Below are 15869 nucleotides of genomic sequence, written 5' to 3' on the forward strand. Positions count from 1 at the left end.
TTGAGTGCCCACCGAAGGGGAAAGCCGCGCAGGCGCGGTTAAGCTCTCAGGTACAGCGACAGATTGGGGATGAACCGCGGGTCTCGGCCCGCTCCCAACTTTGATCGCGGAGAATGAAATGCCCCATATCGCCGTCATCGGCGCCGGTATCACCGGCGTCACCACCGCCTATGCCCTCCTGGAACGCGGCTATGCCGTCACTGTCATCGACCGCCAGCGTTACGCGGGCATGGAAACCTCCTTCGCCAATGGCGGCCAGCTCTCGGCGAGCAATGCGGAGGTCTGGAACCACTGGTCGACGCTGCTCAAGGGCATCAAATGGATGATGCGGCGCGACGCGCCGCTGCTCATGAACCCGGCGCCTACCTGGCACAAATATGCCTGGCTTGCGGAATTCGTCTCCAACATCCTGAGCTACCGCTCCAACACGGTGGAGACCACGCGGCTGGCGATTGCCGCGCGCGAGCATCTGTTCGGCATCGCCGCGCGCGAGAACATCGACTTCGACCATGTCCGGCGCGGCATCCTCCACATCTACTGGGACAAGCCGAGTTTCCAGCACGCGCTGAAGGTCAACCAGATGCTGGTCGAAGGCGGACTCGACCGGCACCCCGTCTCCGCCGCCGAGGTCAAGTCGATCGAACCGGCGTTGCATGGCGATTTCTACGGCGGTTTCTATACCCCGTCGGATTCGACCGGCGACATGCACAAATTCACCTTCGGGCTCGCCAGGGCCTGCGAGCGGCGGGGCGCGCGCTTCATCTTCGACGCCGATGTCGAGCGCGTGGAGCGAAAGGGGCGCTTTCGCATCGACTATCGGAGCGGGACCCTGGGAGAGGGTGAGCCGCTTGCCGAGACGATCGGGACCGACGGCGTCGTGATCTGCGCGGGCTCCGCCAGCCGCCGCTTCGCGGCCATGCTCGGCGACCGCGTCAATGTCTATCCGGTCAAGGGCTATTCGATCACCGTCCATCTCGACGAGGAGCGCAGCCAGAATGCGGCCCCATGGGTCAGCCTGCTCGACGATCGCGCTAAGATCGTCACCAGCCGCCTCGGGACCGGGCGCTTCCGGGTCGCCGGCACCGCCGAGTTCAACGGCATGAACCGGGACATCCGGCACGACCGGGTCAAGCCGCTGGTCGACTGGACGCGGATGCTGTTCCCTGATGTCGACACCAATCGCGTGGTGCCCTGGGCCGGTCTGCGGCCGATGATGCCCAATATGATGCCGCGGGTCGGCAAAGGCTGGCAGCCGGGCGTCTTCTACAACACTGGTCACGGTCATCTCGGTTGGACGCTCTCGGCCGCGACCGCCCAGATGGTGGCCGAGTGCATCGCCGGCGAGTTCGGCGTCGACGCGGCCATCGCGGCCTGACGGGAGGAGGGCATGAACATGTTCACTCAAGCCTATGTCGAGACTGCCGGCCTGAAGGTCGCGCGCGAGCTGCGTGACTTCGTGGAGAGGGAGGCGCTGCCGGGGACGGGCGTCGAGGCGGCGGCGTTCTGGCAGGCGTTTGCGGCGATCGTGCACGATCTGGCGCCGAAGAACCGGGCGCTGCTGGCCAGGCGCGACGCGCTGCAGGAGAAGATCGACGGCTGGTACCGGGAGCATGGCGCCCCCGCCGACATGGACGCCTACAAGGCCTTCCTGTCCGGGATCGGCTATCTCGTGCCCGAAGGGCCGGCCTTCACCGTCACCACCCAGAATGTCGATCCCGAGATCGCTTCGGTCGCCGGGCCGCAGCTCGTCGTGCCGGTCATGAATGCGCGCTATGCGTTGAACGCCGCCAATGCCCGCTGGGGTTCGCTCTACGATGCGCTCTACGGCACCGATGCCATCCCCGAGACCGACGGGGCGGAGAAGGGCAAGGGCTACAATCCGGTGCGCGGCGCCAAGGTGATCCAATGGGCGCGCAACTTCCTGAACGAGGCCGTGCCGCTCGCCGGTGCACCCTGGCAGGAAGCCCGCGGCTTCGCGGTCAAGGGCGGCGCGCTTGTCGTGTCGCTCGACGGCGGCCGCACGACGGGGCTGAAGAAGCCCGAACAGTTCGCCGGCTATCTCGGCGAAGCGTCCGCCCCCGGCCAGATCCTGCTGCGCAACAACGGCATCCATGTCGAGGTGCTGATCGATGCCGGCTCCGCCATCGGCAGGGACGATCCGGCCCATATCGCCGATGTGTGGCTGGAATCGGCCATCACCACGATCATGGACTGCGAGGATTCGGTCGCCGCCGTCGATGCCGCCGACAAGGTGGTGGTTTACCGCAACTGGCTCGGCCTGATGAAGGGCGACCTTGCTGAAGAAGTGGCCAAGGCCGGCAAGACCTTCACCCGCACGCTCAATCCCGATCGCGACTACACCGGACCCGACGGCTCGCGCTTTACGCTGCGCTGCCGTTCGCTGATGCTGGTCAGGAATGTCGGCCACCTGATGGGCAATCCGGCCGTTCTCGACCGCGACGGCAACGAGGTGCCGGAAGGCATCATGGATGCCATGATCACCAGCCTGATCGCGCTGCACGACGTCGGCCCTGCCGGCCGCCGCAAGAACTCGCCGGCCGGCTCGGTCTACATCGTCAAGCCGAAGATGCACGGGCCCGACGAGGTGGCCTTCGCGGTGGAGATCTTCGGCCGGGTCGAGGCCGCGCTTGGGATGGCGCCCAACACGCTGAAGATGGGCATCATGGACGAGGAGCGGCGCACCACGGTCAACCTGAAGGAGTGCATCCGCGCGGCGAGCGAGCGGGTGGTGTTCATCAACACCGGCTTCCTCGACCGCACCGGCGACGAGATCCACACCTCGATGGAGGCCGGGCCGATGATCCGCAAGGGCGACATGAAGCAGGCGGCGTGGATTGCCGCCTATGAGGCGTGGAACGTCGACATCGGGCTGGACTGCGGGCTGTCGGGCCATGCCCAGATCGGCAAGGGCATGTGGGCGATGCCGGACCTGATGGCGGCGATGCTGGAGCAGAAGATCGCCCACCCCCGGGCCGGCGCCAACACCGCCTGGGTGCCGTCGCCGACGGCGGCGACGCTGCATGCCACGCATTACCACAAGGTCGACGTCAAGGCGGTGCAGGCGGGGCTGCGGAACAGGGCCCGGGCGAAACTCGACGACATCCTGTCGGTGCCGGTGGCGGCGCGGCCGAACTGGACGGCCGACGAGATCCAGCTCGAGCTCGACAACAACGCGCAGGGCATCCTGGGCTATGTGGTGCGCTGGATCGACCAGGGCGTGGGCTGCTCGAAGGTCCCCGACATCAACGATGTCGGGCTGATGGAGGACCGCGCGACGCTGCGCATCTCCTCCCAGCACATCGCCAACTGGCTGCATCACGGCGTGTGCGGCAAGGACCAGGTACTGGCGACGCTGAAGCGCATGGCGGCGGTCGTCGACCGGCAGAATGCCGGCGACCCGCTCTACCGGCCGATGGCGCCCGACTTCGACGCCTCGATCGCCTTCCAGGCCGCCTGCGACCTCGTCTTCGAGGGCCGCATCCAGCCCAGCGGATACACCGAGCCGGTGCTGCACAGAAGGCGGCTGGAGCTCAAGGCGAACTGACCTGAGGAAAGGAACCGACGTGACCAGTCTCACTCTCGCAAAGGCGAACGAGATCATCGAGCGGGCTTTCGCCAAGGCCAGGGAGGCCTCGTTGAAGCCGCTGTCCGTAGCAGTGCTGGATCCCGGCGGCCATCTCGTCGCCTTCCAGAAGCAGGATGGTTCTTCCATGCTGCGCTTCGAGATCGCCACGGGCAAGGCTTACGGCGCTCTTGCCGTCGGGGCGGGCTCCCGCTGGCTCAACAACGCCGCGATCGAGCGACCGCATTTCGTGCAGGCGCTCTCCGGCGTCTCCGGCGGCCGCATCGTGCCGGTGCCAGGTGGCGTTCTCATCCGGTCTACCGACGGTGTTCTGCTCGGCGCCGTCGGCATCACCGGGGACACATCCGACAATGACGAGATGTGCGCGGTGGCTGGAATCGAAACCGCAGGCTTCGTGGCCGTCGCTGGCTAGTCCAGAGGTGGATTCTTCAGCTTGACAATTCTATATGTGATCATAAAGTGTGATCAAATTTTACGGCAATGAGCGCGACGCAAGCCTGCGGAAGGGAGCCTCCCGGAACCTGCGTTTCAAGGCTCAGCCACGTTGCCGTGCTTCGGACCTCGGAGGAGAGAATGAAGGTTGCGATACTCGGGGCAGGGGCGGGCGGTGCCGCATCCGTCGCCGAACTGGTCCAGGCCGGCCACGATGTGCATTTCTGGGCGCGATCGGCCGAAACGCTTGAGCCCCATATCAAGCTGGGCGGCGTCGCCTTCGAGGGCAAGCTCGGGGAAGGCGTCGCAAAGCCGACGCTGATCACCACGGATCTGAAGGCCGCGATCGGGGGCGTCGATGTCGCCGTGGTGGTACTTCCGACCTTCTCGCATTCGGCGATCGCCGGTGCGCTTGCCGCAGCCGGCTGGCCGCCCGAAAGGCCCGTGGTGCTCAACCCTGGCCACACTGGCGGCGCCCTGGAGTTCGCCGAGACATTCTCGCGTTCCGGCAGGGCCGCGCCGCCGGTGGTCGAGTTCTCCACGCTGACCTATGTCGCTCGCAAGTATCGCCCCGACGCGGTTACCGTCAGCGGTCGCGCAAAGCAGTTGAAGGCGGCCACGCTCAAGGGCGGAGCCGGAGCGATCGAGATGGCTGCGAAACTCTATCCCGGCCTGACGCCCGTCGCCGACGTGATCGCCTCCGACCTCTCCAACGTCAATATGGTGCTGCATCCGCCGGGTGCGGTACTGGCCGCCGCCTGGGTGGAGGCGACCGGGGGCGACTTCACCTTCTATGTGGATGCCATGACGCCGGGCGTCGCTCGCGTCATGCGGCAACTGGACGACGAAAGGCTCGCCGTCGCCAAGGCTTTCGGCCACGATCTTCCGAACCTCGTCGAGGAGATGAAGCTGCTCGGCACCGTCGAGGCCGACGTCGTCGACACCGCGGATTTCCGTGCGGCGATTTCCGGTGGCGAAGCCAACAAGCGCATCAAGGGTCCGGATTCGCTCGAATACCGGTACTACAAGGAAGATTTCGGCCACGGGCTGCTGCCTTTCCTCGAATTCGCTCGAATAGCTGAGGTCGATACGCCCGTGGCGAAGTCCCTCTACAGGCTCGCCCAGATCGCCGTCGGTACCGACTATCGCAAGGGTGGGCGCACGGCGGAGGCGATGGGCATCGCCGGCCTGACGAAAGATCGGCTGATCGAGAAGGTGAGGGCGCAATGAGCTGGGAGGATCTTGTCATTGCCGTCGTCGCAGGTGATGCGCGCGAGCAGGAAATCGCTCGCTGCGCCGTCAAGGCCGGCGCCAAAGTGCGAGCCTACGGGTTTCCCTGGCCCGACCAGGGCATAGAGGGCGTCTACCACGCAAGCGATGCCGCCGATGCCCTTAAGGGGGCAGACGTCGCGTTGTTCCCGATCCCCGGTATCACGGCCGAAGGCGCCCTGTTCGCGCCCAAGGCGCCCCAGAAGATCATTCCATCCCACGAAATGCTGGCCGGCATGCGCAAGCCCGGCCACATTATCCTCGGCTGGGCGGATCCCAATCTGAAGGGTCACTGTGAGGCGCTCGGCATAACGCTGCACGAATATGAATGGGATGTGGACCTGATGCTGCTGCGCGGCCCGGCGATCGTCGAGGGCGTGCTGAAGGTCATCATCGAGAACACCGAGATCACCATCCACAAATCCAATGTCTGCCTCATCGGACAAGGTACCATCGGTTCGCTGCTCACCAATACGCTGGTCGGTCTCGGAGCTCATGTGCATGTGGCGGCCCGCAATTCCGTGCAGCGCGCAGCCGCCTATGCCGCCGGCGCGGAGACCCTTACGCTGGAGCAGCTACCCGACGTCCTGCCGCGCATGGACATCGTCATCGGCAGCGTGCCCAAGCGGCTTCTGGAACGCGACCAGCTCGCGCTCCTTCCCAGGCACGCGCTGCTGGTCGACGTCGCCGCCCCGCCTGGAACCATAGATCGGGATGCGGCGCTGGAACTCGGCCTCAAGGCGGTCTGGGCCCGCGGCATGGGCGCGCGCGCTCCGGTCACGGTGGGCCGCAGCCAATGGAGCGGCATCAGCCGCCGCATCGAAGGTATCATGGAGCAAAGGGCATGAAAGCGGATCTGGTCATCAAGAATGCGCGTGTGGTTCGCCACGACGGCGAGTTCCACGGCGGCGTGGCGGTGAAGGACGGCAAGATCGTTCTCACCGGTGCCAACGAGGTGCTGCCGGATGCCAGCCGCACCATCGATGCCGAGGGCCGGGTGTTGATGCCCGGCATCATCGACCCGCATTGCCATCTCGGCGTGAAGTTCCCCTTTGCGGAGGACATGCGCACGGAGACCGCGGCGGCCGCTTCCGGCGGCGTCACCACCGCCCTTCTCTACATCCGCAACCTCAAGGAGTCGTATCTGCCGTTCTATGAGGAGCGGAAGGCGATCGGCGAGGAGAACTCCATCATCGACTTCGGCTTTCATTTCGGCATTCAGCGCGAGGAGCATATCGCGGAGATACCGGAGATCATCGCCAAGACGGGCGTGAAGTCGTTCAAGTGCTATTTCGGCTACGAGCCCGACAATCCGATCGGCATCGTGCCTGCGACGGACGGCTGGGTCTACGCGGCCATGCGCATACTGTCCAAGGTGCCCGGCGGGGTCATCAACGTCCATTGCGAGAACACGCAAATCGCCTCCTGGATCAAGAAGGAGATCGCGGCGACGGGCCGCCAGGACCTCGGCGCCTATACGGAATCCCGGCCGGCCTTCTGCGAGGTCGAAACGATCCGCCGCATGATCTTCCTCGCCGAGAGGACCGGCTGCTCGCTGCATCTGGTCCACACCTCGGTCGGCATGGGGCCGGTGCTGGCAGCAGAAGCTCAGGCGCGCGGGGTCCATGTCACCGTCGAGACCTGTCCGCATTATCTGACCCGCACCTGCTACGACGAGGATCTCGACATGCGGGCAAAGATTTCCCCGCCGCTGCGCGACCGCAACGAACTCGAAGGCTTGTGGCAGGGCATGCTGAATGGCTCCGTCTACAGCCTGGGCACCGATCACGTGCCATTCCTGCCGAAGAAGCTCGAGGATCTTTGGACAGAGTTCCCCGGCGTCGTGAGCTTCCCTTGGGAACTGTCGCTGATGCTGCATTTCGGCGTTCATCAGCGCGGCCTGCCGCTCACCCGGCTGGTCGAGCTCAACTCCTTCAACCCGGCGCGTCGCTTCGGCCTGTGGCCGCGCAAGGGCCATATCGATGTCGGTTTCGACGCCGATCTCGTGATGGTCGATCTCGACGAGGAGCGCACCGTCAACCACACGGGCAAGGGCACCTGCATCTACGAAGGCTGGAAACTCAAGGGTTGGCCCGTAATGACGGTGGCGCGCGGTGAAGTCGTCTATGAGAACGGCGTCGTCGGCGAAGACCATTATGGCCGCGGGCGTTGCGTGACGCTCCCGTCATGAGCCCGCTCGGCACCGACGGACTGGACCTGGCAGGACGGGTTTCGCTGATGCCGGCGCGTCTGCCGGCGAGCGAGGCGGTCGCCAGGATCGTGGCCCGCAAGGCGACGATCCGCCAGGAGCGGCTGTCGGGGCTGCACAATCCGTGGGGCCATGCCGTCGGCCTGACGGACCCATGGGTCTTCCTGGAACTTTGCGAGAGCAGCAGAGTGATCGAAGCGGCCAAGGACTTGATCGGGCCTGATGTCATCCTCTGGGACAGCGAACTCTTCTCTGAGGCGCGCAGCTATGCACGATTCCTCTGCGAGGGTCGGGAAGGGCGCTACTGGCCGGCAACCCCGCTTGCCGGCGCGGTCGTCGTCCTGCCCGTCAGCCGCGCCGATCCGCCGGTGCTCGGGACGCGGCTCGGCGACGTCGGACCGGACCTGCTGGAAGGCATCGATCCGTTGGAGCCGCTCTATGTCGTCAGGCTGATGCCGGCGACCAGTCATTTCGATCGCGACCCGCAGCATCCCGCCAATCGCGCATGCATGGAGGAGCAGGTCCTGATCAATTACGCCAACCGTCCGTTGTGGCTGCTGAGCGGCACCGACCGGGCGAACAACGATCTGGTTACGGGCTTCGCGCCTGCCGTGCCCGTGTGGGCTTCCGGCGCGTTGCCCGCCGAAGAAAAGGAGAAGATGAATGCCGTTCGTCGTCGTTGAGATGTGGGAGGGGCGCACTGTCGAGCAGAAGCGCAATCTCGTCAAAGCCATAACGAAAGCCATGGTGGATGAGGCCGCCTGCAAGCCGGACCACCTGCATGTCGTGATCCACGAAACTCCGAAGGATAGCTGGGGCCGTGGCGGCGTGCTCGGGATCGACATGGAGGAGAACAAGAAATGAGCCTCGCTCCGCTCGACTACCGCAAGTCGGCCCTGCTGGTAATCGACCTGCAGAACGCCTTCATCCACGAGAAGGGCACGCTCGGTATTTCAGGCGTCGACACCAAGCGTCTCTCCTCGATCGTCTCGCCCCTGGCGAAGCTGATCAAGCGTTGCCAGGATGTCGGCATCCCCGTGATCTGGACGATGCAGGAGCATTTCGCGGCCGACCAGAACCGCGCCAGGAAGAAGCTCGCCGGGCACACGGCGCGGCGCAAGCAGGTATCGGCGCTGGCCGGAAGTTGGGACGAAGAGATCATCGACGAGCTGAAGCCGCTGGCGGCGTTCGATCCGTCCTTCGTCATCCGCAAGCATCGCTTCGGCGCCTTCTACGAGACCCGCCTCGAGATGATGCTGAAGATGCTGGGCACCCAGCATCTGTTCGTCACGGGCGCCACCACCAACGCTTGTGTCGAGACGAGCATCCGTGAAGCCTATCTGCGCGATCTCGACGTCATCGCCGTGGACGACTGCGTGTCCGGCGTCAATGCCGAGTGGGAGGCGACTGCCAAGCAGATCTGGAAGCAGTATTTCTGCGAGATCGCTCCGTCCTCCGACATTCTCGCCTGGATCGACGATCAGGTGAGACCGCGCGTCACGGGTTACGGCCACCAGCTGATCATGGTGAACGACATCGACAAGTCCGTCGATTTCTACACCAACCTGCTCGGCTTCACGATCAGGCCGGCCAAGCCGCTCGCCGACGGTCGCCCCTTCACCGCCTTCCACCAGGGCATCGCCCTGATCAACGGCAAGGTGCCCGAGCATCGCCAGCTCGACCATATCGCTTTCGAGGTGAACGATGTCCGCGCGCTCGACTCCAGGCTAAGGAGTGCCGGCGTGCGTTACTACAACGAGCTGCATGACGGGCCGTACGGGCTGACCATCTACATCGCCGATCCCGACGGGACAAAGGTCGAGCTCTATCAGGTCGGCGCGACCGCCTGAGCTTTGCAACTGCCGGCCGCTGGATGCGGCCGGCCCGCTTCGGATACGCCCCAGAGAACCGAAGATCCGCCAAATATTGTGCGGCGGGCGGATAGGTGGCAAGCGTATTGCAAGGGCCGAGTCTTCCGTGGTTCTCTACGCATGGTAGCAATGCAGCAAATGGTTGTTGGAGCGAAGGCGGGCATTGTCGAAGATAGTCCTTCGGCAGCGGGTTGGGGCCAGGCGGATTCCACGGCGTCGTTTGTCCGCCGGTATCCGTGTCGGACTTATCGGTTGCCGTGAACCGAAGGATCATCTATTGATCACAGTGTGAGATCACAGTCAGCGTCGCCAACACGTATCGTGATGGTGCCGGCGGGCAGGCGAGCGGATACCGGTACGTTCTGGAACCGGTGTCCTGAGACCAGGCGCGAAAGACGGAGATGCGAAATGCGCATCGAAAACACCGAAGTGACCAAGAACGAATCCCAGGAGACGACCAAGCGGGAGCGTGGTCACGTCCATGAACATGTACTGCGCTACATGCGCAGGGGGCTGATGGTCGGCGCGTTCCTGCCGGGGCAGGTGATGAGCCTGCGCAAGCTGGCGGCGGGGTTGGGCACCAGCCCGATGCCGGTTCGCGAGGTGCTGAGCCGCCTCGTCGCCGCCAACGCGCTTGAGGAAACCAAGGGCGGTTCCGTGCGAGTGCCCCGGCTAGGGCCCGAGAAGCTCAGCGACCTTTTCGCCGTGCGCGAACTGCTGGAGGGCATGGCGACCGAGCTTGCGGCCAAGAAGGCGGGCCCGGCCTTGATTGCAGAACTCACCGGAATAAACAGGCAACTGCTCCAGGCAATCGAGAAGCGCGACATACTGAACTGCCTGTCTTCCAATCAGAAATTCCATTTCACGCTTTACGAGGCCGCTGAGTCCGAAGTGCTGATGCCTCTGATCGAATCGCTTTGGCTGCAATTCGGGCCGACCATGTACATGTCGCTGCTGATCCCTTCGATGCCGTGGAATGCGTCCGACCACGAGGCGATCCTCGACGCCTTGAAGGAAGGCAATGCGACTGCCGCGAAGCGGGGCATCGTCCATGACATCAGGACCACCTGCCGCGCGCTTCTCAGCGTCGCGGGCTCGAAAGGCATCGAGCTTCCCTTCGCGCAGGGGCCGGAGCTGCTTTTCGATTATTGAGATTTCGGAATCGTCATTGAAAGGAACCGTGATGGCGGGGAAGTTCGAACAAAGACTCGCCGCGCTCGGCATCAATCTGCCGGACAGCGTGCCGCCCGCGGCCAACTACGTGCCCGCGCGCAGGATCGGCAACCAGGTCTACATTTCCGGACAGGTCCCCGCCGAAGGCGGCAAGGACAAATATACCGGCAAGCTCGGCTCCGACTTCTCGGTCGAGGAGGGTCAGGCCGCAGCGCGGCTCTGCGCGGTGAACATCCTGGCACAGCTCAAGCAGGCTCTCGGCGGCGACCTCGACCGCGTGGTCGGGGTGATCCGGCTCGGAGGCTTCGTCAATGCCGAACCTGACTTCGGGGATCACCCGAAAGTCATCAACGGCGCATCCGACCTGATGGTCGAGGTTTTCGGCGAGGCCGGGCGTCACGCCCGCGCCGCCGTCGGCTGCTATTCGTTGCCACGCAACGTCCCTGTAGAGGTCGATGCCATCTTCGAGGTGAACTGATCGTGCAGCCTGCCGCCGCCTCGGTTGACGCGAGGATACCGGTCCATGTGCTGACCGGTTTTCTCGGAAGCGGCAAGACGACACTCCTGAGGCATCTGCTCGGCACGCCGGAAATGGCCGACACGGTCGTCGTCATCAACGAATTCGGCGAGGTGGGGCTCGACCATCTTCTGGTGCGCGAAGTCTCCGAGGATGTCGTGCTGCTGTCGTCGGGCTGCCTGTGCTGTGCGGTGCGAGACGACCTCGTCTCCACATTGGCGGATCTTTCGGCCATGGCCGGTCGCGGCGAGGTCGCGCCCTTCCGGCGGATCGTCGTCGAAACCACGGGCCTCGCCGACCCGGCTCCCATAATGCACGCGGTGATGGGGGATTTGCAGCTGCGCCGTGCCTATCGCGCGGGCGGCATCGTCACCACCGTCGACGGTGTCAGCGGCACGCATAGCCTCGGCGGCTTCGCCGAGGCTGCTCAGCAGGTGGCGCTTGCCGACCATATCGTCATCACCAAGTCCGATCTCGTGGAACGCTGGCGGCTCGATGCGCTCGGTCTCGACCTTGCCAAGGTCAACCCGTCAGTGCAGCCGCTGACCTCGAGCCGCGGTGCAATGCCGGGTGCGGCCGAGATCTTCGCCAATGCAGCGAACCGCGCGCCGCGTTACATCAAGGCCGACGGCTTGCCGACGGCCGGCAAGCACAGCGACGGCATCGAGACTTTCACGGTCGAGGTGACGCAGGAGGTCGATTGGCCGGCCTTCGTCGAATGGCTGGAGTTGCTGCTTGCAAACCGTGGGCAATCGATCCTGCGGGTGAAAGGTCTGTTGCTCGTGCGCGGCGACCCGCGGCCGGTGGTGATCCACGGCGTGCAGCATGTCGTCTATCCGCCCGAATATCTGCCGCGCTGGCCCGATGGAGCGCCACGTGGATGGCTCGTCTTCATCGCGCGCAACCTGACCAGGACGGCGATCGAGAATGCTCTGCCGTCGACTTTCGCCTCGACCTGACGCAGACCGGCAACTCAAGTCGGAAACTGGCGCGCCATGGAGCCTGTTCACATCCCCGTCACACCATCGTTTCGCCTCGATGGCCGTCGCGCGCTGATCACTGGTGCCGGACGCGGCATCGGCCTCGCCGCCGCTGCCTGCCTTGCGCAGGCGGGTGCCCACGTCACGCTTCGGGCCCGGACCCGAGACGAGGTGCAGGCGGCCGCCGCTGCAATCCGGTCCGCGGGAGGCCAGGCCGATGCATTGGTGATCGACATCACCGATATCGCGAGGGTGGAACATGCGCTGGGCGATGCTGAGCCATACGATATCCTCGTCAGCAATGCCGGTACCAACCGGCCGGGTCCATTCGTCGATGTCGGCGCCGAAGACTTTGATGCGGTCTTTGCATTGAATGTCAGGGCCGCGTTCTTTCTCGCCCAGGCGGTGGCGCGGAAGATTCTGACCATGGGCCGCAAGGGGTCGATCATTCACGTCTCGTCGCAGCTCGGGCATGTCGGCGCGACGAACCGTTCGGTTTATGTCGCTTCCAAATTCGCGATCGAGGGCCTCACCAAGGCGCTTGCCGTTGAACTTGGCCCGAAGGGCATCCGTGTCAACACGGTCGCGCCGACCTTCACCGACACGCCGCTGACTCGTTCCTACGGCCTCGACGCCGACGGGCTGGCTGCCGTCGAGGCGAGAATCAAGCTCGGCCGGATCGGAAAAGTCGAAGACCTGATGGGAGCGATCCTGTTTCTGGCGTCCGACGCGTCTGCTCTCGTGACCGGCACGTCGCTGGTGGTCGACGGTGGTTGGACCGCCGACTGACGGTCACCAGAACCAGTCGCCGACAAATAGTCGGCGCCGTTTGGCAATGATCAGTTGCGCACCCGGCAGCCCTTTATCGCTTGGTTTGATCAATCGGCAGACGTGTATTGCGATGCCCCGATTCCCCGCTTGACAAACCAAAATTGTGATCACACTATGAGATCAAGAATGGGGATTGAGTGCTGAGGAGCACACCGCATTCGAGGGAGTTTGAACGCGGCTGCGTCGGTCGCGCGGCGCGTTTTTGCGCCTGCCAAGGGAGGAGAAGAATGTCTTACGCCACAAGTCTCGTTCGCAGCCTGACACTCGCCGCAACAGTGGCAGTCGGATCCATCTTGGCCAGCCAAAGCGCGATGGCCGAGGATTTGAATGTCCGTTTCAGCTGGAAGCTCAAAGGCGAGTACGGGTTCTTTTATCTGGGCGAAGAGAAGGGCGTCTACAGGGACGCCGGCGTTACGCCGAAGCTGGGCGAAGGGGCTGGTTCGCAGGCCGCGCTCGGGTCGCTCGTCCAGGCCCAGGAGGACGTGGTCGTCCTGCCCGGCATCTTTGCCATCTCGGCGATCCAGAAGGGCATGCCGGTCAAGATCATCGCGCTTTACCAGCCTGAGGCGCCGGTCGTGCTGATCTCGCATCCCGAAAAGCCGGTCACGTCGCCGAAGGATCTCGAGGGCAAGTCGATCGCCCACTCGGTGGGGGAGACCGGCACGTCCTATCTCGGTGTCTTCTGCGAGGCGAACAAGATCGACTGTGCGAAGGTCAACAAGGTCCAGATGGACTCCCAGTCCCGTGTCCCGCAGTTCCTGCAGAAGCAGGTCGACGTGGTCAGCGTCTATCTCACCAATGACCTGCCAGTGCTCGAAGACAAGACGGGCGTCAAATATCCCGTTCTCGACCTGACGGAATACGGGCTTGCCGTTCCCGGCATGGCGGTGGTAGCGAGCGACGACGGCATCGCCAAGAAGGGCGCTGCGCTTAAGAGCTTCCTTGCAGCCAACGCCAAGGCGATCGAGATGACCCGCGCCGATCCCGCCGCCGCCACGACCGCGCTGAAGGCGGTCTGGCAGGCCGGGCCATCGGACAAGGTGGTGCAGCAGCAGGTCGAGCAGACGTCGGCATCGATTCACTCCTCCGCGGGCACGCCGGTCGGCTGGATCGACGAGAAGGCGATTGCCGAGGCACTCAAGCTGATCGGCAGCGTCGAGGACATCGGCGAAGCCAAGCCGCTTTCGTCGTTCTATACCAATGACCTTTTGAAGCAGTGAGGCCTGAAGTGGCAAATGCTGACGTGTTGAGCGCCGGGCAGGCGCAGAAGAAGCAGGGCAGGAGCATGGCTGGCAAGAAAAAGGTGCGAGGAAGCTTCCTGGAGCGCTATTCGGCGCTCCTCCTCGCTGCGGCACTGATCGGCGCGTGGCAGATCCTGGTGCCTCTGGCCGGCCTGTCGGCCTTCGTCCTGCCGACGCCGCTCGCCATTGCGGAACGCATGGTCAGCGAATTCCCGCTGCTTCTGTCACATGCCTATGTCACGCTCTTCGAGGTGGTTTCGGGCTTCTTTCTCGGGATCGTGATCGGCATCCCGCTTGCGCTCGCCATCTTCTATTCGCGGGCGTTCGAACGGGCCATCTATCCCATCCTGGTCGCCTTGCAGACCGTGCCGAAGGTGGCGCTGGCTCCGTTGCTCGTGCTCTATCTGGGTTATGGCTGGGCGCCCAAGATCACGCTGGCCTTCCTCATTTCCTTCTTCCCGATCGTCATCTCGACCGTGGTCGGACTGCAGTCGCTGGACAAGAATCTCGTCAATCTCGTCCGCTCGATGGGAGCAAACGAATGGCAAACCTTCTTCAAGGTGCGCCTGCCGGCGGCGCTGCCCAACATCTTCGGCGGCTTCAAGGTGGCGGTCTCGCTGGCGGTGATCGGCGCGGTGATCGGCGAATATGTCGCCGCCGAGCGTGGCCTCGGCTATCTGCAACTCCAGGCCAATTCGCTGTTCGACACGACTCTGAATTTCGCGACCGTGGTGTCGATTTCGGGGCTCGGGGTGATCCTCTACTTCATCATCAACTCGATCGAGGCTCGCGTCACCTACAAGCGCGACGCCGCCAAGTGACCGGACGGCAGGCCGCAATGACGACAACGACAGTGAGGCAGTCCATGCAAGCCACCAGCCAAGCCGGCGCGGCGGTCGAGATCTCGCGGCTTTCCAAGATCTACAAGACCCGGGAAGACGACGATGTCCTGGCGCTCGACAAGATCGACCTCCAAATCGAGCCGGGCAGCTTCGTTGCCGTCGTGGGCCCGAGCGGATGCGGCAAGAGCACGCTGCTTTCGCTCCTGGCCGGCCTGACGTCGGCCTCGACCGGCAGGATCGCCATCGACGGAGAGGGCGTCAGCAAGCCGCATCCCAAGATCGGCGTCGTGTTCCAATCCGACCTGCTGCTCTACTGGCGCACGGTCCTCGACAACATCCTGCTGCCGATCGAGATCAAGAAAAAGGACCTGGCCAAATATCGCGTCAGGGCCGAGGAACTGCTTGCCCAGGTCGGCCTCGAAGGCTTCGGCAACAAATATCCGTCGGAGCTTTCGGGTGGCATGCGCCAGCGCGTCGCGATCTGCCGCGCGCTGATCCAGGAGCCGGGGCTGCTTCTGATGGACGAGCCGTTCGGCGCGCTCGATGCGCTGACCCGCGAACAGATGATCATGGATCTGCAGGCCATGTGGCTGAGGGTCCGCAACACCGTGCTGTTCATCACCCACGGCATCGACGAGGCCGTCTTCCTCGCCGACCGGGTTCTGGTCATGTCGCCGCGCCCGGGCCGCGTCGACCTGGACCTGAAGATCGACATGCCGCGTCCGCGCCAGTGGAGCAAGACGCATGAGGACAAGGCCTATCATGGCTATGTCCGGCAGATCCGCGAGATCTTCGAGGCCAAGGGCATCCTCGTAGCCCACTAGCTGTCAGACCCGACAGGACAGGCATGCGCGTCGCCGGGGACTATCCCCGGCGGGCGGACAGTTGCGCGGAGAGCGG

16 protein-coding genes are annotated in these 15869 nt (G+C 64.3%); all 16 read left to right on the top strand.

Features of this window, described 5'->3' with window-relative positions; genetic code table 11:
* The first annotated feature begins 118 nt into the window (after nucleotides 1-118).
* Complete coding sequence (locus tag JN302_RS13600) at nucleotides 119-1375, top strand: D-amino acid dehydrogenase (RefSeq protein ID WP_202333237.1); 1257 nt, start codon at nucleotides 119-121, stop codon at nucleotides 1373-1375.
* 12 nt (nucleotides 1376-1387) lie between these two features.
* Complete coding sequence (locus JN302_RS13605) at nucleotides 1388-3565, top strand: malate synthase G (protein WP_244846316.1); 2178 nt, start codon at nucleotides 1388-1390, stop codon at nucleotides 3563-3565.
* A gap of 19 nt (nucleotides 3566-3584) precedes the next feature.
* The gene (locus JN302_RS13610) at nucleotides 3585-4016 is read left to right on the top strand and encodes a GlcG/HbpS family heme-binding protein (RefSeq protein WP_202333238.1); all 432 of its coding nucleotides are present in this window, start codon (nucleotides 3585-3587) and stop codon (nucleotides 4014-4016) included.
* Nucleotides 4017-4177: 161 nt separating this feature from the next.
* Nucleotides 4178-5266 carry an NAD/NADP octopine/nopaline dehydrogenase family protein gene (locus tag JN302_RS13615; protein ID WP_202333239.1) on the top strand — a complete coding sequence of 363 codons (1089 nt, stop codon included), beginning with the start codon at nucleotides 4178-4180 and terminating at the stop codon, nucleotides 5264-5266.
* The gene (locus JN302_RS13620; RefSeq protein ID WP_202333240.1) at nucleotides 5263-6153 is read left to right on the top strand and encodes a dipicolinate synthase subunit DpsA; all 891 of its coding nucleotides are present in this window, start codon (nucleotides 5263-5265) and stop codon (nucleotides 6151-6153) included. Before JN302_RS13615 ends, JN302_RS13620 begins: the two co-directional genes overlap by 4 nt.
* Nucleotides 6150-7496, top strand: a complete 1347-nt coding sequence (locus tag JN302_RS13625) for a dihydroorotase (protein ID WP_202333241.1) — start codon at nucleotides 6150-6152, stop codon at nucleotides 7494-7496. The genes JN302_RS13620 and JN302_RS13625 overlap by 4 nt, the downstream gene beginning before the upstream one ends.
* Entirely contained in the window at nucleotides 7493-8197 is a 705-nt protein-coding gene (locus JN302_RS13630; RefSeq protein ID WP_202333242.1) for a resolvase, read from the top strand. Before JN302_RS13625 ends, JN302_RS13630 begins: the two co-directional genes overlap by 4 nt.
* On the top strand, nucleotides 8178-8378 hold the full coding sequence (locus tag JN302_RS13635) for a 2-hydroxymuconate tautomerase (protein WP_202333243.1): 201 nt from the start codon (nucleotides 8178-8180) through the stop codon (nucleotides 8376-8378). The genes JN302_RS13630 and JN302_RS13635 overlap by 20 nt, the downstream gene beginning before the upstream one ends.
* Nucleotides 8375-9364: an isochorismatase family protein gene (locus tag JN302_RS13640; protein ID WP_202333244.1), complete on the top strand. Its 990-nt coding sequence runs from the start codon at nucleotides 8375-8377 to the stop codon at nucleotides 9362-9364. Before JN302_RS13635 ends, JN302_RS13640 begins: the two co-directional genes overlap by 4 nt.
* Before the next feature lie 429 nt (nucleotides 9365-9793).
* Entirely contained in the window at nucleotides 9794-10537 is a 744-nt protein-coding gene (locus JN302_RS13645) for a GntR family transcriptional regulator (protein ID WP_202312833.1), read from the top strand.
* Between the two features lie 31 nt (nucleotides 10538-10568).
* The gene (locus tag JN302_RS13650) at nucleotides 10569-11036 is read left to right on the top strand and encodes a RidA family protein (RefSeq protein WP_202333245.1); all 468 of its coding nucleotides are present in this window, start codon (nucleotides 10569-10571) and stop codon (nucleotides 11034-11036) included.
* Nucleotides 11037-11038: 2 nt separating this feature from the next.
* Nucleotides 11039-12034 carry a CobW family GTP-binding protein gene (locus JN302_RS13655; protein ID WP_244846317.1) on the top strand — a complete coding sequence of 332 codons (996 nt, stop codon included), beginning with the start codon at nucleotides 11039-11041 and terminating at the stop codon, nucleotides 12032-12034.
* Between the two features lie 36 nt (nucleotides 12035-12070).
* Complete coding sequence (locus JN302_RS13660) at nucleotides 12071-12844, top strand: SDR family NAD(P)-dependent oxidoreductase (protein ID WP_202333246.1); 774 nt, start codon at nucleotides 12071-12073, stop codon at nucleotides 12842-12844.
* 269 nt (nucleotides 12845-13113) lie between these two features.
* The gene (locus tag JN302_RS13665) at nucleotides 13114-14106 is read left to right on the top strand and encodes an ABC transporter substrate-binding protein (RefSeq protein WP_202333247.1); all 993 of its coding nucleotides are present in this window, start codon (nucleotides 13114-13116) and stop codon (nucleotides 14104-14106) included.
* Between the two features lie 65 nt (nucleotides 14107-14171).
* Nucleotides 14172-14948, top strand: coding sequence for an ABC transporter permease (locus tag JN302_RS13670; RefSeq protein WP_202314746.1), 777 nt, complete (start codon nucleotides 14172-14174; stop codon nucleotides 14946-14948).
* Nucleotides 14949-14992: 44 nt separating this feature from the next.
* A complete protein-coding gene (locus JN302_RS13675) occupies nucleotides 14993-15793 on the top strand; it encodes an ABC transporter ATP-binding protein (RefSeq protein ID WP_202334279.1) in 801 nt (266 codons plus the stop codon).
* Nucleotides 15794-15869 lie beyond the last annotated feature (76 nt).

Origin of the sequence: Mesorhizobium sp. L-8-3 (assembly GCF_016756615.1) — a bacterium.
Taxonomy (GTDB): Bacteria; Pseudomonadota; Alphaproteobacteria; order Rhizobiales; family Rhizobiaceae.